At 68.1% G+C, this 23,070-nt stretch carries 27 protein-coding genes; 8 read left to right on the top strand and 19 right to left on the bottom strand.

What is annotated here, in order from left to right:
• Positions 1 to 85: 85 nt before the first annotated feature.
• On the top strand, positions 86 to 1,108 hold the full coding sequence (locus AC4ELS_RS05120; RefSeq protein ID WP_499046208.1) for a glutathione S-transferase family protein: 1,023 nt from the start codon (positions 86 to 88) through the stop codon (positions 1,106 to 1,108).
• A gap of 3 nt (positions 1,109 to 1,111) precedes the next feature.
• Here AC4ELS_RS05120 and AC4ELS_RS05115 read toward each other — a convergent pair whose 3' ends face one another.
• The 3 genes from AC4ELS_RS05115 to AC4ELS_RS05105 form a co-directional block, all read right to left on the bottom strand.
• Complete coding sequence (locus AC4ELS_RS05115; protein ID WP_110777391.1) at positions 1,112 to 1,474, bottom strand: hypothetical protein; 363 nt, start codon at positions 1,472 to 1,474, stop codon at positions 1,112 to 1,114.
• 95 nt (positions 1,475 to 1,569) lie between these two features.
• The gene (locus AC4ELS_RS05110; protein ID WP_064958952.1) at positions 1,570 to 2,058 is read right to left on the bottom strand and encodes a DUF2771 domain-containing protein; all 489 of its coding nucleotides are present in this window, start codon (positions 2,056 to 2,058) and stop codon (positions 1,570 to 1,572) included.
• Complete coding sequence (locus tag AC4ELS_RS05105) at positions 2,058 to 3,665, bottom strand: MFS transporter (protein WP_463792711.1); 1,608 nt, start codon at positions 3,663 to 3,665, stop codon at positions 2,058 to 2,060. Before AC4ELS_RS05105 ends, AC4ELS_RS05110 begins: the two co-directional genes overlap by 1 nt.
• Before the next feature lie 141 nt (positions 3,666 to 3,806).
• On the opposite strand from AC4ELS_RS05105, the gene AC4ELS_RS05100 reads away from it, so the two are divergent.
• The gene (locus AC4ELS_RS05100; RefSeq protein WP_135358798.1) at positions 3,807 to 4,589 is read left to right on the top strand and encodes a DUF3027 domain-containing protein; all 783 of its coding nucleotides are present in this window, start codon (positions 3,807 to 3,809) and stop codon (positions 4,587 to 4,589) included.
• A gap of 79 nt (positions 4,590 to 4,668) precedes the next feature.
• Here AC4ELS_RS05100 and AC4ELS_RS05095 read toward each other — a convergent pair whose 3' ends face one another.
• Together AC4ELS_RS05095 and AC4ELS_RS05090 are read right to left on the bottom strand one after the other, a co-directional pair.
• Positions 4,669 to 5,121, bottom strand: a complete 453-nt coding sequence (locus AC4ELS_RS05095) for an SRPBCC family protein (protein WP_064883651.1) — start codon at positions 5,119 to 5,121, stop codon at positions 4,669 to 4,671.
• Positions 5,122 to 5,130: 9 nt separating this feature from the next.
• The gene (locus tag AC4ELS_RS05090) at positions 5,131 to 5,394 is read right to left on the bottom strand and encodes a DUF2530 domain-containing protein (protein ID WP_064883649.1); all 264 of its coding nucleotides are present in this window, start codon (positions 5,392 to 5,394) and stop codon (positions 5,131 to 5,133) included.
• An 85-nt stretch (positions 5,395 to 5,479) separates the two neighbouring features.
• On the opposite strand from AC4ELS_RS05090, the gene AC4ELS_RS05085 reads away from it, so the two are divergent.
• From AC4ELS_RS05085 to AC4ELS_RS05075, 3 genes are read left to right on the top strand one after another with little or no spacing between them, the layout of a single operon-like run.
• Complete coding sequence (locus tag AC4ELS_RS05085; RefSeq protein ID WP_055117529.1) at positions 5,480 to 5,911, top strand: Rv0880 family HTH-type transcriptional regulator; 432 nt, start codon at positions 5,480 to 5,482, stop codon at positions 5,909 to 5,911.
• Entirely contained in the window at positions 5,908 to 6,729 is an 822-nt protein-coding gene (locus AC4ELS_RS05080) for a TrmH family RNA methyltransferase (protein WP_499046206.1), read from the top strand. The genes AC4ELS_RS05085 and AC4ELS_RS05080 overlap by 4 nt, the downstream gene beginning before the upstream one ends.
• A 20-nt stretch (positions 6,730 to 6,749) precedes the next feature.
• Positions 6,750 to 7,025, top strand: a complete 276-nt coding sequence (locus tag AC4ELS_RS05075; protein WP_064883646.1) for a DUF2537 domain-containing protein — start codon at positions 6,750 to 6,752, stop codon at positions 7,023 to 7,025.
• A gap of 10 nt (positions 7,026 to 7,035) precedes the next feature.
• Here AC4ELS_RS05075 and AC4ELS_RS05070 read toward each other — a convergent pair whose 3' ends face one another.
• Positions 7,036 to 7,947, bottom strand: a complete 912-nt coding sequence (locus AC4ELS_RS05070; protein WP_498888827.1) for an SAM-dependent methyltransferase — start codon at positions 7,945 to 7,947, stop codon at positions 7,036 to 7,038.
• Positions 7,948 to 8,153: 206 nt separating this feature from the next.
• Between AC4ELS_RS05070 and AC4ELS_RS05065 the strand changes: the two genes are divergently transcribed.
• Entirely contained in the window at positions 8,154 to 9,089 is a 936-nt protein-coding gene (locus AC4ELS_RS05065; protein WP_498888829.1) for a type IV toxin-antitoxin system AbiEi family antitoxin domain-containing protein, read from the top strand.
• 77 nt (positions 9,090 to 9,166) lie between these two features.
• On the opposite strand, the gene sepH is transcribed toward AC4ELS_RS05065, so the two are convergent.
• The 3 genes from sepH to map form a co-directional block, all read right to left on the bottom strand.
• A complete protein-coding gene (gene sepH / locus AC4ELS_RS05060) occupies positions 9,167 to 9,979 on the bottom strand; it encodes a septation protein SepH (RefSeq protein ID WP_448448320.1) in 813 nt (270 codons plus the stop codon).
• A gap of 92 nt (positions 9,980 to 10,071) precedes the next feature.
• Positions 10,072 to 11,178, bottom strand: coding sequence for a phosphoserine transaminase (gene serC, locus AC4ELS_RS05055; protein ID WP_064883637.1), 1,107 nt, complete (start codon positions 11,176 to 11,178; stop codon positions 10,072 to 10,074).
• A 23-nt stretch (positions 11,179 to 11,201) separates the two neighbouring features.
• Positions 11,202 to 11,966, bottom strand: coding sequence for a type I methionyl aminopeptidase (gene map / locus AC4ELS_RS05050; RefSeq protein WP_499046203.1), 765 nt, complete (start codon positions 11,964 to 11,966; stop codon positions 11,202 to 11,204).
• A 122-nt stretch (positions 11,967 to 12,088) separates the two neighbouring features.
• Between map and AC4ELS_RS05045 the strand changes: the two genes are divergently transcribed.
• Positions 12,089 to 13,105: an AurF N-oxygenase family protein gene (locus AC4ELS_RS05045; RefSeq protein WP_055117515.1), complete on the top strand. Its 1,017-nt coding sequence runs from the start codon at positions 12,089 to 12,091 to the stop codon at positions 13,103 to 13,105.
• Positions 13,106 to 13,143: 38 nt separating this feature from the next.
• Positions 13,144 to 14,808 (top strand): 4Fe-4S binding protein, encoded by a 1,665-nt coding sequence (locus AC4ELS_RS05040; protein WP_499046200.1) that lies wholly within the window; start codon positions 13,144 to 13,146, stop codon positions 14,806 to 14,808.
• A gap of 22 nt (positions 14,809 to 14,830) precedes the next feature.
• Here the strand turns inward: AC4ELS_RS05040 and AC4ELS_RS05035 are convergent, their stop codons facing one another.
• The 10 genes from AC4ELS_RS05035 to AC4ELS_RS04990 form a co-directional block, all read right to left on the bottom strand.
• Positions 14,831 to 15,919: an AAA family ATPase gene (locus AC4ELS_RS05035; RefSeq protein ID WP_499046198.1), complete on the bottom strand. Its 1,089-nt coding sequence runs from the start codon at positions 15,917 to 15,919 to the stop codon at positions 14,831 to 14,833.
• The gene (pnuC, locus tag AC4ELS_RS05030) at positions 15,916 to 16,539 is read right to left on the bottom strand and encodes a nicotinamide riboside transporter PnuC (RefSeq protein ID WP_448448324.1); all 624 of its coding nucleotides are present in this window, start codon (positions 16,537 to 16,539) and stop codon (positions 15,916 to 15,918) included. The genes AC4ELS_RS05035 and pnuC overlap by 4 nt, the downstream gene beginning before the upstream one ends.
• 32 nt (positions 16,540 to 16,571) lie before the next feature.
• Positions 16,572 to 17,123, bottom strand: a complete 552-nt coding sequence (locus tag AC4ELS_RS05025) for an AAA family ATPase (protein ID WP_448448325.1) — start codon at positions 17,121 to 17,123, stop codon at positions 16,572 to 16,574.
• On the bottom strand, positions 17,110 to 17,865 hold the full coding sequence (locus AC4ELS_RS05020) for an energy-coupling factor transporter transmembrane component T family protein (RefSeq protein ID WP_448448326.1): 756 nt from the start codon (positions 17,863 to 17,865) through the stop codon (positions 17,110 to 17,112). The genes AC4ELS_RS05025 and AC4ELS_RS05020 overlap by 14 nt, the downstream gene beginning before the upstream one ends.
• Positions 17,862 to 19,346, bottom strand: coding sequence for an ABC transporter ATP-binding protein (locus AC4ELS_RS05015; protein ID WP_499046194.1), 1,485 nt, complete (start codon positions 19,344 to 19,346; stop codon positions 17,862 to 17,864). The genes AC4ELS_RS05020 and AC4ELS_RS05015 overlap by 4 nt, the downstream gene beginning before the upstream one ends.
• The gene (locus AC4ELS_RS05010) at positions 19,343 to 19,960 is read right to left on the bottom strand and encodes an ECF transporter S component (protein ID WP_064883622.1); all 618 of its coding nucleotides are present in this window, start codon (positions 19,958 to 19,960) and stop codon (positions 19,343 to 19,345) included. The genes AC4ELS_RS05015 and AC4ELS_RS05010 overlap by 4 nt, the downstream gene beginning before the upstream one ends.
• 105 nt (positions 19,961 to 20,065) lie before the next feature.
• Positions 20,066 to 20,608 carry a GNAT family N-acetyltransferase gene (locus AC4ELS_RS05005; RefSeq protein ID WP_499046190.1) on the bottom strand — a complete coding sequence of 181 codons (543 nt, stop codon included), beginning with the start codon at positions 20,606 to 20,608 and terminating at the stop codon, positions 20,066 to 20,068.
• Positions 20,609 to 20,740: 132 nt separating this feature from the next.
• Entirely contained in the window at positions 20,741 to 21,193 is a 453-nt protein-coding gene (locus AC4ELS_RS05000; RefSeq protein WP_499046186.1) for a VOC family protein, read from the bottom strand.
• Between the two features lie 141 nt (positions 21,194 to 21,334).
• Positions 21,335 to 21,964, bottom strand: a complete 630-nt coding sequence (locus tag AC4ELS_RS04995) for a maleylpyruvate isomerase N-terminal domain-containing protein (protein WP_499046183.1) — start codon at positions 21,962 to 21,964, stop codon at positions 21,335 to 21,337.
• On the bottom strand, positions 21,940 to 23,058 hold the full coding sequence (locus AC4ELS_RS04990) for a citrate synthase 2 (protein ID WP_448448330.1): 1,119 nt from the start codon (positions 23,056 to 23,058) through the stop codon (positions 21,940 to 21,942). Before AC4ELS_RS04990 ends, AC4ELS_RS04995 begins: the two co-directional genes overlap by 25 nt.
• Positions 23,059 to 23,070 lie beyond the last annotated feature (12 nt).

Below are 23,070 nucleotides of genomic sequence, written 5' to 3'. Positions count from 1 at the left end.
TACTCCCGTGCCGAACGTCAGCTTGTGTTCGAGGATCCGCTGACTTTTCGAACACCAGCCAACGCTCGACGGGCAGACTGGGTCCATGGCTCAGGGCACCTACGTCGCCAACAAGTCCAGCTCCGGCGAGTTCAATCGCGACACCAACTACATCACCACCAGGATCACGGCCGATGGGCGTGACGGGTTCCCCGTCGAGCCCGGCCGGTACCGGTTGATTGTTGCGCGGGCCTGCCCGTGGGCCAACCGCACGATCATCGTGCGGCGCCTGCTGGGCCTGGAAAACGTTCTCTCCATTGGCTTTTGCGGGCCGACGCACGACGCGCGCAGCTGGACCTTCGACCTCGATCCCGGTGGGCTCGACCCGGTGCTGAAGATTCCGCGGTTGCAGGACGCGTACTTCAAACGCGACCCGAACTACCCGAAGGGCATCACCGTGCCGGCGATCGTCGAGGTGGCCACGGGTGCGGTGGTGACCAACGACTTCGCCCAGATGACACTGGACTTCTCCACCGAGTGGACCGAGTACCACCGCGAGGGAGCCCCGCAGCTGTATCCCGAGCCGTTGCGCGCGGAGATCGACGAGGTGGCCAAGCGCATCTACACCGAGGTCAACAACGGGGTGTACCGGTGCGGCTTCGCCGGCTCACAGGAGGCCTACGACAAGGCCTACGACCGGTTGTTCGCGACGCTGGACTGGCTCACCGACCGGCTGAGCACTCAGCGTTATCTGGTGGGCGACACCATCACCGAGGCCGACGTCCGGTTGTTCACCACGCTGGCCCGGTTCGACCCGGTCTACCACGGCCATTTCAAGTGCAACCGGTCTAAGCTCGCCGAGATGGACGTGCTGTGGGCCTACGCGCGAGATCTGTTCCAGACGCCCGGCTTCGGCGACACCGTCGATTTCGTCCAGATCAAGCAGCACTACTACCTCGTGCATTCGGACATCAACCCGACGCAGATTGTGCCCAAGGGCCCGGACCTGGCCAACTGGCTGACGCCGCACGGTCGGGAATCCTTGGGCGGCAGGCCTTTCGGTGACGGCACTCCGCCGGGGCCGACGCCTGAGGGTGAACGTGTCCCAAAGGGGCACGGCGCGTCATAGAAGCTAGAGCCCGGGCAGGCAGTTGACGAAGGGGATGAGCCCGGGGCACTGCTCGAAGATGTTCGGCGGATTCTCCGGCGGCGGAGGCGGCGGGATCGGCGTCGGGAACAGGTTGGGTCCCTCCCAGTAGTGGGCAGGGGCATGGGTTCGCACGTCGTATTCGAAGTAGTAGGTGTGGCAGATGCCCATGTCCCACACGAGGTCTGCATCCGACCTTGGCGGGTCGTTCGGCAGGGGTTGCCCGGGGCACCACTGGAACGGGCCGTAGGTGTAGGCCCGGGCGGTGCCGGCCCCCGCTCCGAGCGCCCCCGCGACGCCGCCGCACGCCAGCAATGTGATTGCCAGCCCCACCGCCAGTGGCCTCATGGAATTACGTTAACGCTGCACAACCGCGGAAAATCGCGGTCTGAGAGATCTGGTCCGACGTTGCTTGTCAAGGCAAACAGCAACCGGCCGGAGGCTCAGGGCCAGACGGTGCTGATCGACCATTCGGCGTGCGGCAGCGCGAACTCCTGGCCGTCCTGGTCCTGAACCAGGGTCAGCAGCTGCACCGCCAGGCCGGTGAGCCGGCCGCGGTTGGGATCGACCGTCGGGATGGTCACGGCCAGCGTCGTCTTGGGTGCGAAGTACGACACCGTCGTGTCGATCGGGTTCTCGTACACCTGCAGCAGCCGCCACGGTGCACGGGCGACCGCGCTGGGCACCGACAGTTGCACCGGGTTGTCCTTCCTGACCGCCAACTCGCCCGTGTCGCGCGGCTCCTTGCAGTCGTCGAGGTTGAGCACCTCGCAGTACTGGAACGGGCCGACCCGCACCGAGTGTCCGTGCGAGTACGCGCTGATCTCCGGAAGCCGGTCGCCCTGCGCACTGTGCAGCCGCCAGACCCCGACCGCGGTACCGGCGATCGCCAGTACGACCACGGCCCCAAGGACCGCAAGGACACGCTTCATCAGGACTCCCACTGTGCTGTTGTCGGGGCTGCCGCGGGACGGCTGCCGCCTTCTCGTGCGGCATGGACCGGGCGATTACCGCCCAGGCCCGGAATCAGGGATTCGCCGCGGTAGCTCACGATCGTCTGCGCCAGTCCGAGTATCAGCACGGCCGTGATCGTAGTGAACCCGACCGTGAGGTCCGTGTAGATCAGCACCCCGGTCGCCCCGCCGATCACCCAGGCCAGCTGGAGTACCGACTCCGAGCGGCCGAAAGCCGAGGCCCGCGAGGCCTCGGGGAGATCGTCCTGCAGGGACGCGTCGAGCGAGGCCTTGGCGATGGCGCTGGCGCCGGAGGTGATCAGGGTCGCTCCGGCGGCCACCAGCAGGTTCCCGGTGAGCGCGGTGGCCAGTGCGACCACCGTGACGGCGGCCGCGGCCCGCACGACCAGTTGTGCGGGACGGCCGAGCTTGAGCCGGGCGGCGGCGATGTTGCCGCCGAAGTTGCCGATTCCGGCCGCGGCCCCGATCAGTCCGAGGATCAGCAGCTGTTCCCAGCCGCTGGCATCGTGGGACTTGGCGACGAAAGCCGGGTAGAGGAACAGGAATCCGACCATCACCTTGATGGTGCAGTTGCCCCACAACGCGGTGATGGTGTTGCGGCCCAACGGTTGACGTTCGGCCTTGGGCTTGCCGGGGTGACGGCGCATCTCGTCCCGGCCGCCCGATTGACCGTGGTAGCTCAGGGTGGTGGGCACCTCGCCTTCGGTGACCTCGACCCATTTGGGGATCCGCATCGACAACACCGCGCCGGCCACCGAGACCGCGACGACCACGTACAGCGCCCCGGGCAGTTGAGCCACCTTGAACAGGTATTCGGCTCCCGCGGCGATGCCGCCGCCGACCACGGTGCCGCCGAGTAGCCCGAAGGTGGTCAGCCGGGAGTTGACCCGGACCAGGTCGATCGACGGGGGCAGCACCCGCGGCGTGACCGCGCTGCGTAGCACCGAGAAGGATTTGGACAGCACCATCATGCCCAGCGCGCACGGGTAGAGCACCCAGGACGGATAGCTGCCAGTGGCGCCGTCGTAGTTGGCGATCAAGATCACGATCAACCCGGTGCGTAGCGCGAACGAGGCCGCCAGCGCCATCCGGCGACCGTGCTGGAGGCGGTCCAGCGCGGGTCCGATCAGCGGAGCGATCACCGCGAACGGCGCAATGGTGATCAGCAGGTACAGCGCGACCTTGCTCTTGGACTCACCGCTGGCCGCGGCGAAGAACAACGTGTTGGCCAGAGCGACAGCCATGGCCGCGTCGACGGCGAAGTTTGCCACCACCGGCCAGGTCAGTGCGGTCAGCCCGGACTTGTCGGCGCCGTCGGCGGTGGCCGCGCGGTGCACGAAACCGTACATCCGCGAACCCATTTCGCGGCTGCGTGCCGCGGCTGCCCTGGTGACGGTCACCTTCTCACCGGCTGCCGCGCCGACGCCGTGGGAGCGTTGCGAGTCGTCCTGCCTCGGATGCGCGGTCGTGTGTTGCTCGTCGAGCGGCGGCAGCCAGCGGTTGGAGCTGGGCACCGATTGTCTGCGTGGCCGCCGCGGCGTCTCGTCGCTGGGGTAGTTGGCCATTCCGGGATGTTCCGCGCCGTGATCGGCCGGCGGCCGCGGCGGGTAGTAGGTCACCCCCCGATTCTCTCTTATCGGGCGCGCAGGCGGCCGACAGGCGACCGGTGTGGTCTGGGGTCGTCCCGATCAGGCACTATGGAGGCGATGGAAAGCGTGACCGAATCTGCTGAGCAGACACCCGAGACCAGCCCGGCGGCTCCGTCGCAGGAGCAGGAGGCGGTGCTGTTGGGTGCCGCCGAACAGGCTCGCGCTGCGCTGATCGAGTTCAGCGGCGAGGGCGCCGTGGGCGAATACCTCGGCGCGAGCATCGAGGACGCCTCCTCGGCCACGCACCGATTCCTGGCTGACCTGCCCGGTTACCGAGGTTGGCAGTGGGCCGTCGTGGTGGCTGCCTATCCCGGCGCCGACCACGCCACGATCAGCGAGCTGGTCCTGGTTCCGGGTCCGACGGCGCTGCTGGCGCCCGAGTGGGTGCCGTGGGAGGACCGGGTTCGTCCTGGAGACCTCGGGCCCGGCGACCTGTTGGCCCCGCCGCCCAATGATCCGCGTCTGGTCCCGGGCTATGTGGCCACCGGCGATCCGCTGATCGACGATGCCGCCCTCGAGCTCGGCTTCGGCCGGCGTCAGGTGCTCAGTGAGTGGGGTCGGGCGCAGGCGGCGCAGCGCTGGCACGACGGCGATTACGGGCCGGGTTCGGCGATGGCCCGCTCGACGCGCCGGGTCTGTCGCGACTGTGGCTTCTATCTGCCGCTCGGTGGGGCGCTGGGCGTGATGTTCGGTGTGTGCGCCAACGATCTGTCGGCCGACGGGCATGTGGTGGAGGCCGAGTACGGGTGCGGGGCCCATTCGGACACCCCGCAACCTCCCGGCACCGGGTCGCCGATGTACGAGCCGTACGACGACGGTGTGCTCGACACCGCCGACTGAGGCGAATTGGGCCCTGCCGACTGAGGCGAATTGGGCCCTGCCGACTGAGGCGAATTTGGGCCCGCCGACTGAGCTCTGCTCAGTTCTCGGCCGCGGCCTTGATCCGGGCCAGCGAGGCGTTCATTCCCTCGACGAGTTCGTCCTCGAAGCTGGGGACTCCGCCGAACAATGCGCCGACCAGAGCGTTGGACACGGCGGTGGTGCCGTTCTCGGCGTGGCGGGATTCGGTCACCCGGGTGCCGCTGCCCGTCGGTTCCAGTTCGTAGCTCCACACGGTGTTGTTGCCCTCGACCAGGAAGGACAGCTTCTTGTTGTCGACGACCTCGGTGAGACGTGACGTGGTGGGCCAGAACACGAACTTGCGCCGGTTCAGGTTGAACGTGCGGGTTCCCGGACGCAGCGGGCCGAGCGGCTTCATCAGCCGGCACTGCGGGCTCCACTGCGGCATCCGGCGGAGGTCCGAGATCAACCCCCAGACCTTGTCGACCGGTGCGTCGATGTCGATGGTGGCTTGCAGTAGGGGTGCGGCCATGGTGTCTCCTCAGGTCAATCCGCTTTGCGCACCGCGGGATCCGCGGCGCACGGCGCGGCGCTGGATCAGAAAGATGGTCGTGCCGAGAACGCCGATCGCCAGTCCGGCGACTGTGAACGGCCGCCAGTGTTGCAGACCGCTGACCGTGAAGGTCAGGACGGTGGCGATCAGCCAGCCCGTGGCGATCACCAGAATCACCGGCCACGGTTCGAGCAGTGCGGCAGGCAGGGCCGGCGGTTGGGGCTCCGGCGCGTCGTTGGTGTCCTCGGTCATCGGTGACCAACGTATCCGATGCGGTCGGCGTTCATTGGTCTTGGTTTTAGCCCTTTACCTTCGGCGCCTCAGTACTATTTCCGATGTGAAGGATCCGGAGGCGCGGCTCGCGAATGATCTGGCGCTGGCAGTTGTTCGACTCGCACGTCAATTACGTACGCGGCGTGCGGAATCCCCGGTTTCGCTGACCCAGTTCTCGGCGCTGGCCACCTTGGCCAAGGAGGGCGCGATGACACCGGGCGCGCTGGCATCGCGTGAGCGGGTGCGTCCTCCGTCGATGACCCGGGTGATCGCCTCACTGGCCGAACAGGGTCTGGTGGCGCGGGCCGCCCATCCGCTGGACGGTCGCCAGATCGTGGTGTCCGCCTCGCCGGCCGGGATGACCCTCGTCGAGGCCGAGCGCCGAGCCAGCCAGGAGTGGCTCAAGACGCAACTGTCCCGGCTGGACCCGGACGAACGTCAGACGTTGATCACCGCAGCCGATCTGATGTCGGCCATGGTCCTCGAAGGCGTGTGAGTCTGCTGCAGGTTATCAATATCGACGATCCGGCCGATTCCCGGTTGGACGACTTCCGCGACCTCAACAGCGTGGACCGGCGACCCGATCTGCCCAGCGGCAAAGGTCTGGTGATCGCCGAAGGCGTGCTGGTCGCGCAGCGGATGCTGGCGTCCCGCTTCGCCCCGCGCGCATTGCTGGGCACGGACCGGCGCCTGACCGAACTGGCCGCCGACCTCGAGGGTGTGGACGTGCCGTTCTACCGGACCGACGCCGACGTGATGGCTGCCGCGGTCGGGTTTCACCTCAACCGTGGCGTGCTGGCCTCGGCCTCGCGGGCGCCGGAGCTGTCGGTGGCGGAGGTGATCTCCGAGGCGCGCACCGTGGCGGTGCTCGAAGGGGTCAACGACCACGAGAACCTCGGCTCGATCTTCCGCAATGCCGCCGGGTTGGCGGTCGATGCCGTGGTGTTCGGGGCGGGGTGCGCCGATCCGCTGTACCGCAGGGCGGTGCGGGTGTCGATGGGCCATGCCCTGCTGGTTCCGTTCGCGCGGGCCGCCTCATGGCCGGGTGATCTGGAGCTCTTGCGGGACAAGGGGTTTCGACTCATGGCGATGACACCCGATCCGGCCGCTGCGACCCTGTCCGAAGCGATGACACAGCTCGAAGGGGACCGGGTGGCGGTGCTCGTCGGCGCCGAGGGGCCAGGCCTGACCGAGCACACGATGCGGGCCAGCGACGTGCGCGTGCGCATCCCGATGTCACGCGGCACGGATTCGCTCAACGTCGCCACGGCGGCGGCGCTCGCGTTCTATGAACGTGCCCGGCTCGGGAGCTGAACTCGCGTTAGATTGGCACCGTGACCGACGATTCCACGCCGTGGGCGACCGGCCTGACGGTGGCCGGTTTCGTGGCAGCGGTGCTCGCCGCGGCCATCGTGGTACTCGGGATGGGGCTGTTGCGCGTGCACCCGCTGCTGGCGGTGGGGCTGAACATGGTGGCCGTCGGCGGATTGGCCCCCACGGTATGGGGCTGGCGGCACCGGCCGGTGTGGCGCTGGTTCGTGCTGGGATCGGGTGTGGGGGTGGCGGCCGGGTGGCTGGCGCTGCTGGCCATCGGGCTGACCCAGGGCTGACCCGGCCCGCTCAGGCCACCAGTTCTGCCGCGGTGTAGTTGGCGTCGAGCAGTCCCGCTACGGCCTCGTCGCGGCGGAACGGCAAGCCGTGGACTGCGAACATCCGCTCGGCCGTGGTGGTTTCGGGTTGCCAGCCGGTTGCGGTCAGGTACTCCGCGACGGCGTGGCGGTCGCCTTCGAAGATCAGGTCTGACAGATCGTCCAGCTCCAGGCCCTGCTCGCGTTGGTGGTCGGTGAGGGTCCGGATCCGGCTCTCGGCCAACTCGGAGTGCTCGGTGATCCAGTCGGTGGCGATGCGGCTGCCCGGGGCGCTCAGCGCAGTGATGTTGTCGAACAGGCGATCCTGGGCGTCCGGCGGCAGGTAGCCGAGCAGCCCTTCGGCGATCCACGCCGTCGGGGCCTGCGGATCGAAGCCGCGGGCGAGCAAGGCGGCCGGCCAGTCGTGGCGCAGATCGATACCGATGGCGTGCAATTCTGCGGCCGGCGCGGCGCCCAGACCGGCAAGGGTGCGGCCCTTGAAGTCGATGACAGCCGGCTGGTCCAGTTCGAAGACCGTCATCCCGGCCGGCCAGGGCAGCCGGTACGCGCGGGCATCGAGGCCCGAGGCCAGGATGACGGCCTGGCGGATGCCTGCGTCGATGGCGGTCAGGAAGAAATCGTCGAAGTAGCGGGTGCGGATGGCCATGCCGTCGGCGATCACGTGCGGATCGAGCGGCTCGGCGGCGCCGTCGGCGACCAGGTCGCCCTGCGCCAGGCGGACGTAGTAGTCCACGCCGACGGCGTCGACCAGGGGCCGCGCATACGGGTCGGAGATCAGCGGTTCGGCGGCGCTGGAGGCCAGCGCCCGGGACGCGGCGACGCCCGTCGCGGTGGCACCCACGCCGGTGGCCAGATCCCAGGTGTCGTTCTCGGTGCGTGGCATGGCCCCTCCAGATGTATAGCAAAGCTAATTATTAGCTACTATAACTAACTTGCGGGCGTGCGTGGTTGTCGCGTGCGTCACAGAGCGGCCCGACAGCGCTGAGGATTGGGGTCATCTGGTAGCCCCAATCTTCAGCACAAGTAGTTGTCCACAGGTGCGGGGAACGGGTCTGGTCGTGGCGGAGCCGGTGGGCGAGCATCGATGGCGTGGACATCGAGGGCGTGCTTCGGCGGCAGTCGGGGGTGATCTCGCGTCGGCAGGCCCTGGATGCGGGGCTGCAGCAGCACGACATTCGACGGTTGCTCCGGCGCAATGACTGGGCGCGGGTCCACGACGGCGTATACGTCGATCACACCGGACCGTTGTCCTGGCTGCAACGAGCGTGGGCCGCAGTGCTTTACGCAGCTCCGGCAGCGTTGTGCCTGGAATCGGCGTTGACCGACGAGGGTGCGGTGATCCATGTCGCAGTCTCCCGTGACCGGGGCGTGCTGGCCGAACCACACGGAGTGCGCATCCACCATCTGGCCCACCTGCAGGAGCGGGTGCTCTGGCAGGTCGGTCCGCCACGTCTGCGCTTTGAAGAAGCCGCCCTTGACGTCGCATGTCGGGCCGTATCCGAGTTCGATGCGATTGCGGTGCTGGCCGACGCGTGCCAATCGCGGCGCACCACCGCGCGACATCTACTGCGAGCCCTCGACGCCCGTCGGCGGGTTCGCAGACGACGCTGGCTGCGGGCCGTGATCGTCGACATCGCCGAGGGCAGCTGCTCGGTCCTGGAGCACGGGTACCTCAACCGCGTGGAACGGGCGCACGGATTGCCCCGGGCCGCTCGTCAGAAGCGTTCGACCTCGTCGGTGAATGTGACCTACCGCGATGCCGAGTACGGCCAACGGCTCGTGGTCGAACTCGACGGCCTCCTGTTCCACAACACGGCATCGGCACGAAACAACGACGTCGAGCGTGATCTCGATGCCGCGGTCGACGGCCGCTCAACCGTCCGACTGTCCTACCGTCAGGTTTTCGACCGGCCGTGCCGGACCGCCGCGAAGATCGCCCAGGTGATGCGGCGACACGGGATCACAGTGAGTGGCCACGCCTGTGGACCAGACTGCGAGTTCACCGGCGTCGAGCTGGCGGCCTGACTTCGACAACGCCAACGCCAACGCTGGAGATTGCGGCTACCTGATGGCCCCAATCTTCAGCACAGGCTCGAAATCGATCAGGGCTGGGTGCCCGAGGAACGTACGCCGAGCAATACGTCCTCCCAGGCCGGAACCGTCGCACGTGCCTTTCGGCTGCGCTTGGGTGCCGGGGGAGTGGGCGCGGGCATCGGTTCGGCCGGCCGGCTGAAGTGCTCGGGTGCCGCCGCGGGAACGTCGTGGGCTTCGTCGGCCTCGTGATTGTCGAACAGGTGCGGCACGGCAGCGACCGGACGCAGCGGCCTGTCGAAATCGGGGTTGATCAGCTGGCGGGCAGCGTCGTCCGACGCCGAGACGGTGCCGCCGTGGGCCCCGGGTGAATAGCGGAAATGCGCGACGTTGTCCGACCGGCCGGCCTTCCAGGCCAGCTGCACGGTCCAACGGCTGTCCTCGTTGCGCCACGCGTCCCAGGCGATCGAATCGGGGTCCAAGCCCCGGGCCACGATGGCCTGGGTGACGGTTTCGAGCAGCGTCAGCACCGCGGGCCCGTCGGCCAGTACCGGATGCGCTGCGGTGGCCAACTCGGCTGCCCGCGCGCGCTCCAGCAATACCGGATGGGCAAATCGCTCGACCCGTTCGATGGGCACCCCGGCTGCTGCGGCCAACTGCTCGACCGACGCCCCGGCGCGAATCTTTGCCTGAATCTCCTTGGGTCGCAGCACGTTCTGCACCTCTACATCGATATCGGGCTGATTCGAGGCGACCTTGTCACCGCGGACCGCGGCGCGCAACCGGTCATCGACACGCAAGCTGAACGTCTCTTTGGAGTCGTCGTCTTCGCAGATGATGCGTCTGCCGTCTACGTTCAATCCAACGACTCTGAGTTCTCGCATACCGACCTGACCTCCTGCGCGAACCCTACTGCGTTATCAGCCCGTTACCGGGCTGACACGCTGGCGGAGGGCTACCGGGATCGAGGGATTGCTCAGAGCTGGCCGACGACCCAGTCGACGCAGGCGGTCAGGGCGCTGACGTCGTCGGGCTCCACGGCCGGGAACATGCCGATTCGCAGCTGGTTACGGCCAAGCTTGCGGTAGGGCTCGGTATCCACGATCCCGTTGGCGCGCAGCACCTTGGCGACCGCGGCGGCATCCACCGAATCGCTGAAGTCGATCGTGCCGACGACCTGCGAGCGCAGGGCCGGATCGGTGACGAACGGGGTGGCGAACGACGTGCCCTCGGCCCACGAGTACAGCCGCTGCGAGGAATCTGCGGTGCGCTTGACGGCCCAGTCCAGGCCGCCGTTGCCGTTGAGCCAGTCGATCTGCTCGGCGAGCAGGATCAACGTGGCGATCGCCGGGGTGTTGTAGGTCTGGTTCTTGAGGCTGTTCTCCACCGCGATGGGCAGCGACAGGAAGTCAGGCACCCAGCGGCCCGACGCGCCGATGGCCTCGATACGGGCCAGCGCCGCGGGGCTGACGATGGCCAGCCACAGGCCGCCGTCACCGGCGAAATTCTTCTGCGGCGCAAAGTAATACGCGTCGGTGTCGGCGATGTCGACGGGCAGGCCGCCGGCGGCCGAGGTGGCATCGATCAGTACCAGCGCATCACCGGCCGGGCGCTGCACCGGCACCGAGACGCCGGTCGAGGTCTCGTTGTGGGCCCAGGCGACGGCGTCGACCGACGGGTCGGACTGCGGCTGCGGTGCGGTGCCCGGGTCGGTCTTGACGATGATCGGGTCGCCGATGAACGGGTTCTTGGCCACGCACGAGGCGAACTTCGAGCTGAACTCGCCGTAGGTCAGGTGCAGCGATTTCTTGTCGATCAGGCCGAACGCCGCGGCATCCCAGAATGCGGTCGAGCCGCCGTTACCCAGGATCACCTCGTATCCGTCGGGAACCGAGAACAGCTCACGCAGCCCGTCGCGGACGCGACCGACGAGATTCTTGATCGGTGCCTGCCGGTGGGACGTGCCGAACAGATCCCCGGCAGCGGCCAGCGCGGTCAGTTGCTCCGGGCGGACCTTGGAGGGTCCACATCCGAAACGGCCGTCGCGGGGCTTGATATCGGCGGGGATGATCAGTTCAGCCATACCGACCAGCCTAAAGTCGGCCGCTACCGCGTCAAAATTCGGGCGCCGTCGGTGGTGACGGCCACAGTGTGTTCGCTGTGTGCGGCGCGGGCGCCGGTGGCGCTGCGAAGTGTCCACCCGTCGGGGTCGTGGACGTAGCCCGTGGTGCCGTCGGCAATCAGCATCGGCTCGATCGCGATCACCAGGCCAGGCTGCAATCTCATGCCCTCCCCGGGCCGTCCCGAGTTGGGGACGTGGGGCGCTTCGTGCATGGTGCGCCCGATCCCGTGGCCGCCGTGGTTGGCGAGTAGTCCGTAGCCGGCCTCGCGGGCCACCGACGCGATGGCGTGTCCGACATCACCGAGGGTGTTGCCGGGCCGTACCGCGGCGATCCCGGCGGCCAAGGCCGCGTCCGTCGCCTCGATCAGCGCGGTGTCGGCCGCTGCTGCAGTGCCCACGACGAAGCTGCGGGCGGAGTCTCCGCACCAGCCGTTCAGGATTGCTCCGAAGTCCACCGACACCAGGTCACCGTCGGCCAGGACGGTGCCGTCGGGGATGCCGTGCACCACCGCGTCGTTGACGCTCACGCACAGCACTGCCGGGAAGGGTTTGGGCGCCCACCGCGGGTGGTAGTTCAGGAACGGCGAGGAGGCGTGATGCGCGGCGAGGATTTCGGCGGCGATCCGGTCGAGATCGGCCGTCATATGGCCTGGAGCGGCCTGACTGGCAATTGTTTGCAGTGTGTCGGCCACCACAGCTCCGGCCGCTGCCATCGCCTCTACCTGGCCTTCGGTCTTCAGCTCGACCACGTGCGGTCACCTATCGGCAAACAATTCAAATCAGGCATGGACTTTTACTCGATACCTGCGGTACCGTTTGTACAACAGGTGGGTAGATGTAAACCTCAGACAAGTATAGAGAGGTCTGCAACATGGCTCGGACCAAGATGGTCAGGCGCTGGCGCAAGAACATGGACGTCAGCGACGACATTCAGTACACCGACATGCTCGCGACGCTGTCCGAGGGCTCGGTGCGACGCAATTTCAACCCGTACAAGGACATCGACTGGGATTCTCCGGAATTTGCCGTCATCCCCAATGATCCGCGCTGGATCCTGCCCGGGACCGACCCGATGGGCGGTCACCCGTGGTACCAGGCGCAGCCGGTCGAACGGCAGATCGAGATCGGCATGTGGCGCCAGGCCAACGTCGCCAAGGTCGGCCTGCACTTCGAGAACATCCTCATCCGCGGTCTGATGGAGTACTCGTTCTGGGTGCCCAACGGCTCGCCGGAATACCGGTACTGCCTGCACGAATCGGTTGAGGAGTGCAACCACACCCTGATGTTCCAGGAGATGGTCAACCGCATCGGCATGGACGTGCCGGGCATGCCGCGGCTGCTCAAGTGGCTGCAGCCGCTGATCCCGCTGGCCGCCGGCCCGCTGCCGATCCCGTTCTTCTTCGGCGTGCTCGCCGGCGAGGAGCCCATCGACCACACGCAGAAGAACGTGTTGCGCGAGGGCAAGGCCCTGCACCCGATCATGGAGCGGGTGATGGCGATCCACGTCGCCGAAGAGGCCCGCCACATCTCGTTCGCGCACCAGTACCTGCACAAGCGGGTGCCGAACCTGCGGCGTCGTCAGCGCTGGATCCTGTCGCTGTTCGTGCCGCTGACCATGCGCATCCTGTGCTCGGCGATCATCGTGCCGCCGCGCGCGTTCTGGAAGGAATTCGACATCCCGCGCTCGGTGCGCAAGGAGCTGTTCTTCCGTTCCCCGGAGTCGCGCAAGATGCTGCGGGACATGTTCGGCGACGTGCGCATGCTGTGCCACGACACCGGTCTGATGAACCCGATCGCCAAGCTGATGTGGCGGATCTGCAAGATCGACGGAGCGCCGAGCCGCTACCGTAGCGAGCCACAGCGCGAGCACCTGGTCTCGGTCGCCTGAAGCTCGTCCGGAAAGCGCAAGGTCTGCAGAGGTTCTAGATGCCCCACGTGATCACCCAGTCGTGTTGTAGCGACGGGTCCTGTGTCTACGCGTGCCCGGTGAACTGCATCCATCCCTCACCGGATGAGCCGGGCTTCGCGACGGCCGAGATGCTCTACATCGACCCCGAGGCGTGTGTGGACTGCGGCGCGTGCGTGAGCGCCTGCCCGGTCGGCGCCATCGCGGCCGATACCAAGCTGACGGACAAGCAGCTGCCGTTCATCGAGTTGAACGCCGCCTTCTACCCGAAGCGGGAAGGCAAGCTGCCGCCGACATCCAAATTGGCTCCGGTGATCGCGGCGCCGCACGTCGCGGCGCGGTCCGGTGGGCCGTTGACGGTGGCCATCGTGGGCTCCGGCCCGGCCGCCATGTACGCGGCCGATGAACTGCTGACACAGCGCGGCGTGCGCGTCAATGTGTTCGAGAAGCTGCCGACGCCCTACGGGCTGGTGCGGGCCGGTGTGGCACCGGACCATCAGAGCACCAAGCGGGTGACGACGCTGTTCGACACCATCGGCAGGCAGCCCGGTTTCCGGTTCTACCTCAACGTCGAGGTGGGCAAGCACCTGTCGCATGCCGACCTGCTGGAGCACCATCACGCCGTGCTGTACGCGGTGGGTGCGCCCAACGACCGCCGGCTCGACATCGACGGCATGAACCTGCCCGGTACGGGCACTGCCACCGAGATGGTGGCCTGGATCAACGGGCACCCGGAGTTCACCGATCTGCCGGTGGACCTGAGCCACGAGCGGGTCGTCATCGTCGGCAACGGGAACGTCGCATTCGACGTCGCCCGGGTGCTCACCACCGATCCGGATGTGTTGGCCCGCACCGACATCTCCGATCATGCGTTGGCGGCCCTGCGGTCGTCCCGGGTACAGGAAGTGGTGGTCGCGGCCCGCCGCGGCCCCGCCGAATCGGCCTTCACGCTGCCCGAGCTGATCGGCCTGACCGCGACCTGTGACGTGGTGCTCGACGAGGCCGATCACCAGCTGGTGGTCGCAGACCTGGCCCGCGAGACCGATGCGCTGACCCGCAACAAGCTGGAGATCCTGACCAAGCTGGGTAATGCCTCCGCGCCGCTGACCCGGCCGCGGATCCGGTTGGCCTACCGCCTCACCCCGCAGCGGGTGCTCGGCGAGGACCGGGTGGCCGGCATCGAATTCGGTGCCACCGGAACCGATCAGGTTCGTGAGCTGGAGGCGGGCCTGGTGCTGACCTCGATCGGCTACCGCGGCAAGGCAATTGCCGATCTGCCGTTCGATGACGATGCCGCCGTGGTGCCCAACGACGCCGGACGCGTGCGCGGTGCGTCAGGCGCCTACGTCGCGGGCTGGATCAAGCGCGGGCCCACCGGCTTCATCGGCACCAACAAGTCGTGCGCGGCGCAGACTGTGCACCAGCTGGTCGACGATTACAACGCCGGTGCACTGACCGATCCGGTGCACAAGGCGGCCGCCTTGGAGAAGCTGGTGCGTACCCGCCAGCCGGCCATGGTCGACGCCGCCGGGTGGCGGGCGATCGACGCCGCCGAGGTCGCCCGCGGTGGCGAGGACCGTCCCCGGGACAAGTTCACCTCGGTCGACGAGATGGTCGCGGTCGCCGCGACGGCACCGAAACCGACTGTGCGCCAGCGACTCACCGCGAGCCTGCAGGCACACTGAGTTGCCGGGGCCCGGCTCGGGATTACTCGAAGCCGGGCCCGTGCAACGGCTCCCCGAAGCGCATCGAAAGATTCAGCAGCGGGTCGACGGTGCGCAGCGCCAACTCGACACGATCGGCCAGTGAGCCCGTCAGCAGCACCCAGGAGTGCCCGGCCGCGGTCAGGGCGTCGGCGAACCAGCCGGTCATCGCCGCCCGCATGTTCAGGTCCCCCTCCCGCATGCCGTCGTCGTGCCATGGCACGTCCGTGTGGTCGGTGAGCAGATACACCGCACGGCGCGGCACCCGGGTCCATGGTTGACCGCTGCGCGCGGCCATGCCGAGATAGCGGCGTTCCCACACCGCGGTGGCGAACGCATCGGTGTCACACACCAGGATCGGTGAGCCCTCGCGAGCAGCAGCTTCTTCCCGGCGGTTCTGCTCGGTCCCGATGTCATCGAAATCGGCGTGATCCCAAACCAATTCGTCGATCGCTCGGTCGGGTTGGCGTTCCCAGAGCCGGGCCGTGTGCTCGCGACCGTACTCCTCGACGTTGCGCGTCCTGGCCCACACTCCGCCGCGTGCCGCATAGTGCTCCTGGAGTTGCGCGGCGACTGTCGTCGTCCCCGTCGACTCGGCGCCCAGCACGACGACCCGGGTGGTCAGTCCCGCACGCGTGGCCGGGGCCAGTTCGAGCCACCGGTCGGCCAGGTCGCGGCGGACGGCCGAGGCGCTGACCGGGCTCCGGGTGATCCGCACACTCGCGGCGTCGAACCAGCGTGCCAGCTCGACACCGTAGTCGTCGCCGCAGAACACCGCGTCGACCTCGGTCGGGCAGCCCGCCGCCCGCAACCCGGCCCGCATGGCGGCCACCTGCGCTGCCCACACGCGTTGGTCGGTGACGTCCAGCGGTGCATCGCAAGGGATTCCGGCGACGGTCACGTTGGTCTGCTCCGAGTGTGTCTCGCGGAGCCAGGCCACCCGATCGGCCAGCGGCACGGTTTCCGGTGCGGCCGCCATCACCAGCACGCTGACCCGGTCGCACCGGTCCGCGGCGATGTCGATCGCGGCGTGGTGTCCGCGATGGGGCGGATAGAACTTGCCGATGAACAGGCCATGACCGAACTCGCTCATGACACCCGCACCTTCCGCCAGGACTGCAGCCCCGACAGGCACAGCACCAGGAACACCGCGTAGATCGCCGCGGTCAGGTTCAGATCCCGGCTCACGTACAGCGGGATGTAGACGCAGTCAGCGGCGATCCAGAAGTACCAGGTTTGGACGTACTTGCCGTTCAGCAGCCACTGCGCGACCAGCGACAGGCTCGTGGTGAGCGCGTCGAGAAACGGGGCTGCATCGTGGGCGGCCCGGAGGACGACCGTCAGCAGAGCCGTGCCGGCCACGACAACGCCGATGCACCAGCCGATTTGGTCGGGGCGGGCGCGGGTGACCATCAGTGGCGTGCGACCGGCGTTGCCGTACCGCCACTGCCACCATCCGGCGAAACCCAGCGCGATGTAGAGCACCTGAAGGCCGGCGTCGGCCCACAGCCGGGCCGAGGTGAACAGCACCAGGAAAAACAGGCAGTTGGCGATGCCCACCGGGAAGTTGGCGATGTGCCTGCGCACGGTCAGCGCCACGCACAGCCCGCCGGTGAGGAAGCCCAGCAGCTCGGCCCAACTGACCGCGTCGCCGCCCAGCACGAACAGTGTGGTGTTGAGTGGCTGCACGAGCTGCGCCAGCCAGTCCAGCATCGACTCTCCCCTCCGGTTGTTCCGCGTCGACCCTAACCGGGAGCGGTGAATTCGAATCTGCCTGCGGTCAGCACCGCGATCAGATCGGCGCACGCCCTGGGGCGGAACCGCGCAATGAACTCGTCCTCCTGGGCGGCCCACCGGTCCCAGTGCGGCCGGTAGGTCTCGCCGTCGCGGTCCAGTGCCCGGCGCTTGCGCTCGGTGTCGTCCGCATCGACCCAGATGCCCAGATCGGCCAGCGCCCGGCCGGCCGGGGTGAGCGCCCCGATGCCCTCGACGATCAGCCGTTGCCCGGGTTCGACCTCGTGGTGGCCGCTCGGAGCGGCGGCAGCCCAATCCCATTGCCGCCAGCACCCGTTACGTCCGGCCGCCCGCGGCTCGAGCAGCGAACGCTGCACATGCTCTGCGGCCCACGCCAATCCATCCCATCCCGGGTAGATGTCGTCAAGGCGGACCACGACGGAATCGGCCCAGCTCTCGTGCAGTTGTACCGCCAGCGTCGACTTGCCCGACCCGGAACGGCCGTCGATCAGCACGGTCGTCGCAGCGGGACCGAGCCGGCTCAGGATCTCATCGAGCGCCAATGAAGTTCCAGGCTCCGGAGGAAACCGAGACGCCGATGGCGACTGCGGCGATGACGAATCCTGCTGCGATCAAGGCGAACTCGCGGGCGCCGAACGTCGACGGCCGGGCCCAGGTACGGGTGGGGTAGGCGCCGAACCCGCGGGCTTCCATCGCGGTGGCCAGCTTCGACCCGCGCCGCACGGCGAACACCAGCAGGGCGAACGTCTGCCCGGCGACCCGGCGCACCCTCGCATGGTCGGCCACCCCGCGGGCCCGCCTGGCATAGCCGAGATACTGCCAGTCCTGCCCGAGCAGTCCGACCAGTCGCAGGCCGGCCAGGGCGCCGATCACGAACCGGGCCGGCAGCCGCAGCACCTGACCCAAACCGTCTGCCAGTTCGGTCGATTCGACGTCGATGAACAGAATGACCGACGGCAGCGCGATGGCCAGGACGCGGAGGAAGGTGGCTGCTGCCAGGGCGATGGATCCGTCACTGATCGTGACGAGGAAGAAGTGCCAGTACACCGTTCCGCTCACTTGCCCGTAGAGCAGGATGGTGATCGCGGTGAGTGTGGCTGCGAGCGCGACCACCGCGCCTCGGGTCAGTGCCGCCCGCAGTCTCACCCCGACCACGGCGAACAGCACGATCTCCCCGACCAGTGCGGTCAGCGCCGAAACCCAGTCGACCGACAGCACCAGGGCGCCCGCGATGACCAGCGCGGTGAGCAGTCGTGCGACCGGGTTGATCGTGCGCACAGTCACGGCCGCGTCTCCGCGGTCGGCTCCCAGTCCGGCAGCACGATCCGGGCGTCGGCGAGCACGTCGGCAAAATCGAGATCGTGGGTTGCGGCGACGACCGCCGTACCGCCGTCGGCGATTTCGGCCAGCAACCCGGTCAACTCCTCCCACGTGCGGCGGTCCTGGCCGAACGTCGGCTCGTCGAGGATGATCACCTTGGGTGCAGTTGCCAGCATCGTTGCCACCGACAGGCGGCGCTTCTCGCCACCCGACAACGTGTAGGGGTTCACCGCGGCGAGGTGTGTCAGGTGCAGGCGTTCGAGGAGTTCGTCGGTGCGGGCGGCGATCTCGGCGGCGGGGAGCTTGATGGCCTTGGGACCCAACGCGAGTTCGTCGCGCACCGTGGCGGTGAGGAACTGATGCTCAGGATCCTGGAACACGCTGCCGATCCGGGTGAGCAGTTCTTTCGACCGCCATTTGACGGGCTTGCGGCGGGACGGGGAAGGGGCGAAGTCGGGGTGCGCCTCGAGACGTCCGGCGGGCACGGGCAACAGGCCACCCAGGGTGAGCGCCAGCGTCGACTTGCCCGCTCCGTTCGGGCCGGTGATCACCGTGGTCTGTCCGGCCTCGATCTCGAAGTTCAACCCGACGTGCATCGGAGGATCGCCCGGGTGGGCCAGTGCGAGATCCGTGGCATGCAGCAGTGATTCGCGGGTTCCGGACCGGTGGCGGGTGATCTCGGGCAGCGGGGTGTCAGGCACCCACACACCCGATCGGACCAGGTAGTCGTGATTGTGCCGGATGGTCGTATCCGGGGTCCCGCCGGCGAGCACCCGACCGTCGGCGCCGAGCACGACGACGCGGTCGACAACGGGCATCCACACATCGGTGCGGTGCTCGATGACGATCAGTGTCGCACCGGTCCGGGCGGCGGAGGCGGCAACCGCATCCCGCACTTCGAGGACACCGGCGGGGTCGAGATTCGCCGTCGGTTCGTCGAGCAGGATGAGCCCGGGATCCATCGCGATCACCCCGGCCAGCGCAAGCCGCTGCTTCTGTCCGCCGGACAGTTCCGACGTGGATTGGGACAGAGCCAGTTTCAGGCCGACCGCGTCCAGGGCCGTTCGGACCCGGGGCCAGATCTGTTCGCGCGCGACGCCGAGGTTCTCCATGCCGAAGGCCACGTCGTCACCGACCCGGGACAGGATCACCTGGGCGTCGGGATCCTGCAGCACCATCCCGATCCGGTGACGTTGTTCGTTCGGCGCGGCACCGTCGACCCGCAGCGTGCCCGCCTGCCTGCCTTCCTCGGCACCGCCGAGCAATCCCGCAATGCCATGCAGCAGAGTCGATTTCCCGGCACCGGACGGCCCCAACAGCAACACCCGCTCGCCGGGCTCGATCCGCAGATCGAGATCCCGCACGGCCCAGGCGGCGCGTCCGGCGTGGCACCAACCCCAGGCGTGTGCCGTGACCGTGGCACCGGCGCCGTGCGGTGAGCTCATCGAGCCTCGGGGCCGATCCGTCCCGACGCGAACCGGCTCAGCGCTCCGGTCTTCGCCAGACCCCTGACCGCGAACCACGACAGCAGCCCGGCGACGAGCGCGCCGGACACGATCGCCGAAACCGTGTAGATCGCGGCGAACGTGTTGGCCGAACCGGGATACCAGAGGATGAGGTCGTTGATCGCCAGGGCCAGCCCGGCGACCGCCCCGGCGATCAGCGCGACCGGCAATCCCCAGCGGCGGTAGAGGAACACCGCGAAAACCAGTTCCGCGCCGAGCCCCTGCACCAGTCCGGATTCGAGCGTGAGCACGCCCCACTGGTTGCCGACCAACGCCGACACCGTGGCCGCGACGAGCTCGCCGTACAGGGCCGCGCCGGGCTTGCGGATCACCAGGGCGGTGAGCACGCCGGCGAACAACCATCCGCCGGCGAGCAACGCCTGCAGACCTGGAAGCGCCGCCGTCAACGGTGCACCGATCGGGTTGGACGCGATGTTCCACACGACGAACACCAGCCCGGCCGCCGTTGCGAGGACGCTGGCGACGACGATGTCCACGACCCGCCAGCGCAGGGCGCGGGCAGCCGGTGTGGTGTCGGTGGGCTGGGTGTTCATCGATCTCCTTCGTGCACGTCGCGATGTCATGCGCGGAAACCAGTATGAGCTGCGCCGGACCGCCCGAACGCCGCCCACTCCTGCGCGGGATCGATCCGTTGTCGCCTACCAGAGGTCGCCGATGCGCCAATCGCAGATCAAGGGCACCGACTTCGCGAAACCGCAGACCGGAGTGCGAATCGGGAGCAGGAAGATCCGGTCGGCTGCATCGTAGGTGTCGATCACCCCACTCGGGGTTTCAGCCTGGGTTGGGCCGTCCCAGGGATGCCAGCCGCGGCCGGCATAGAACGGAGCCGCGCTTTCGACGGCGTTGAGGGCCCCGATGTCGTACCGTTCGGCGAGGATGGCCTCCGTGTCCTCCATCAGCAAGCGGCCCAGGCCCCGGCCCTGTCGGTCGCTGCGTACGGCAACAGCCTCGACGTAGCCGGCCTGAAACACGTCACGGTCGTGGCGCAGCGTCCGGGTCACTACCGCCGCGTGAGCCAGCAACACGTCGTCCTCGGTGACCATGACGTGTACTCCGTCGACACCATGGAGCCAGTCATGCTCGCGGAAGCCGTCGCCGAAAGCGGAGCGGACCAATGTCTCGGCGGAGCGTAGGTCGCCCTCGCTCAGTTGCCCCGGCTCGGCGATCACCACGTCGATCACCGACTCAGAATGTCATGCTGGCACCGCTGTTCCTGGGCGCCGCGCCGTCCTTCCGGTCGCGCCTACCACCTCCCCGGAGCCTGCCTCACCGACACCAACGGTCGCGGTGGGCAGGGCCCGGTTGACGGTGGCCTACTGCCCGGACTGCATGGCCTGTGCGATCTCCTCGGGGCTGACCTCGCGCACCGGCTGTCCGAGTGACCACAGGTGGCCGAACGGGTCGCGTACGACGCCGTAGCGGTCGCCCCAGAACTGATCTTCCAGCGACATGACGACCTCTGCGCCGGCGTCGACGGCCTTGGCGAACTTGTCCTCGACATCGGTCACGGTGAGGTGGATGGTGACCGGGCTGCCGCCCAGCGCCTTGGGCGTCGACGGCTTGCCGTCGTTGTACTCGGGAAAGTCGTCGTTCAGCATGACCGTCGACCCGTTGATGTTGAGTGCGGCGTGGATGAGTTTGCCGTCGGGCCCGGGCACCCGGCCCAGCTCGGTGGCACCGAATGCCTTGACGTAGAAGTCAATTGCCGCGGCAGCGTCGTCGACAACCAGATGCGGAAGGACTGCGGGGGTTACTTCGATCGCCATGATTCTCTCCTGGTGTTGGTGAGCGGGTTCAATGCAGACCCGCGCGGCAGGCGGATCTCATCGGCGGACACATCCATGCAACCACCGCCCACCGACAAAAGCTCGGCCGCGAACCCGTCGTTTCGGCGCAAGGGCGAGAAGTCAGACGACCGAGAAACCGGGAGGCAGATCGGCCCGTCCGGTCAGGGTCATCAGCACCGCCTCACCCGTGCCCAGCTCGACCGCGATCCGCGCGGCCAGGACGGTGGCTGCCGTCATCACCTCGGCCGGCAGATCCGCCGAAACACCAGTGGCCCGCGCGATGTCCAGGCTGTGCACAGCGAGTTCGAAGATGCGGGTCGGCAGGTAGTCGCTCAATCGGATGCCGAACCCGCCGATCACGGTGATCAACGGATCGCCTGCCTTGTCGACATCGGCCAGGGCCTGGCTGACCAGCGCATCCACCGCGGCGGCCGGATCGGAGCCCAGGTCGCGGCCGGCCTGCCTACCGCGTTCGACGACGGCGTCGCCGTCGGACAGGAACGCACGAATCGCGGCGTAGTACTCGACCGGTCCTGCCAGGTCGGCCGCCGACGCCGGGTCCTGTAGGTACGTGCTGACGGTGATCAGCGAGCGCGACGCGTGACCCACAAGGGCGCGCAGATCCCACTCGCCCAGGCCGGGCCCGTCGAAGGAATCCGCCGGCAACGCCCGAACCAGCCGGGCGAAAGCGTGTGCCGCCGAGGCGAATTCGTCGCGAGGACCGCTCACGACGTGGCGATTTTGTCCCATCCGGCGACCGACTGCACGCTGCGCGGTTCGGGGCCGACGTAGATGGCGGCGGGGCGGACCAGCTTGCCCAGCCGTTTCTGTTCCATGATGTGCGCGCACCAGCCGGCGGTCCGGCCACAGGTGAACATCGCGGGCATCATCGAGGCGGGCACCTCGGCGAAGTCCAGGATCACCGCCGCCCAGAACTCGACATTGGTCTCGATGGCCCGGTCCGGGCGCCGTTCGCGAAGCTCGGCCAGCGCGGCTTGCTCCAGGGCCGCGGCCACCTCGTAGCGGGGCGCCTCAAGGCGTTTCGCCGTGGCCCGCAGCACCCGGGCCCGCGGATCCTCGGCCCGGTACACGCGATGGCCGAAGCCCATCAGCTTGTCGCCGCGATCCAGGATGGATTTCACCACCGCGCGGGCGTCACCGGACTTCTCGACCTCTTCGATCATCGGCAGCACCCGGGCCGGGGCACCGCCGTGCAGCGGCCCGCTCATCGCGCCCACCGCGCCCGACAGGGAGGCCGCGACGTCGGCGCCCGTGGAGGCGATCACCCGGGCCGTGAACGTCGAGGCATTCATCCCGTGTTCGGCGGCGGTGACCCAGTAGGCGTCGATCGCCTCGACGTGCCTGGGATCTGGGTCGCCCTGCCAACGCGTCATGAAACGTGCTGTGACCGTGTCACATTCGTCGATCCGGCGTTGCGGCACGGCGGGCTGATAGATGCCGCGGGCGGACTGGGCGACGTAGGACAGTGCCATCACCGAGGCCCGGGCCAACTGGTCACGGGCAGTGGTGTCGTCGATGTCCAACAGTGGCGCGTAGCCCCAGATCGGAGCCAGCATCGCCAGTCCGGCCTGGACGTCGACGCGGACATCGCCGCTGTGGATGGGCAGCGGGAAGGGCTCGGCCGGGGGCAGGCCCGTGCCGAAACTGCCGTCGACCAGAAGTCCCCACACGTCGCCGAAGGTGACCCGGCGTTCGACGAGTTCCTCGATGTCCACGCCCCGGTAGCGCAGCGCGCCGCCGTCCTTGTCCGGCTCGGCGATCTCGGTGGTGAAGGCGACGACGCCTTCGAGGCCGGCAACGAAGTCTTCCGGTACAGCTGGCATGGCCAGATTGTT

The organism is Mycobacterium shunyiense (assembly GCF_058270035.1).
The sequence above is the reverse complement of the archived record's forward strand: the minus strand, read 5'-3'. Positions and strand labels throughout refer to the sequence as shown.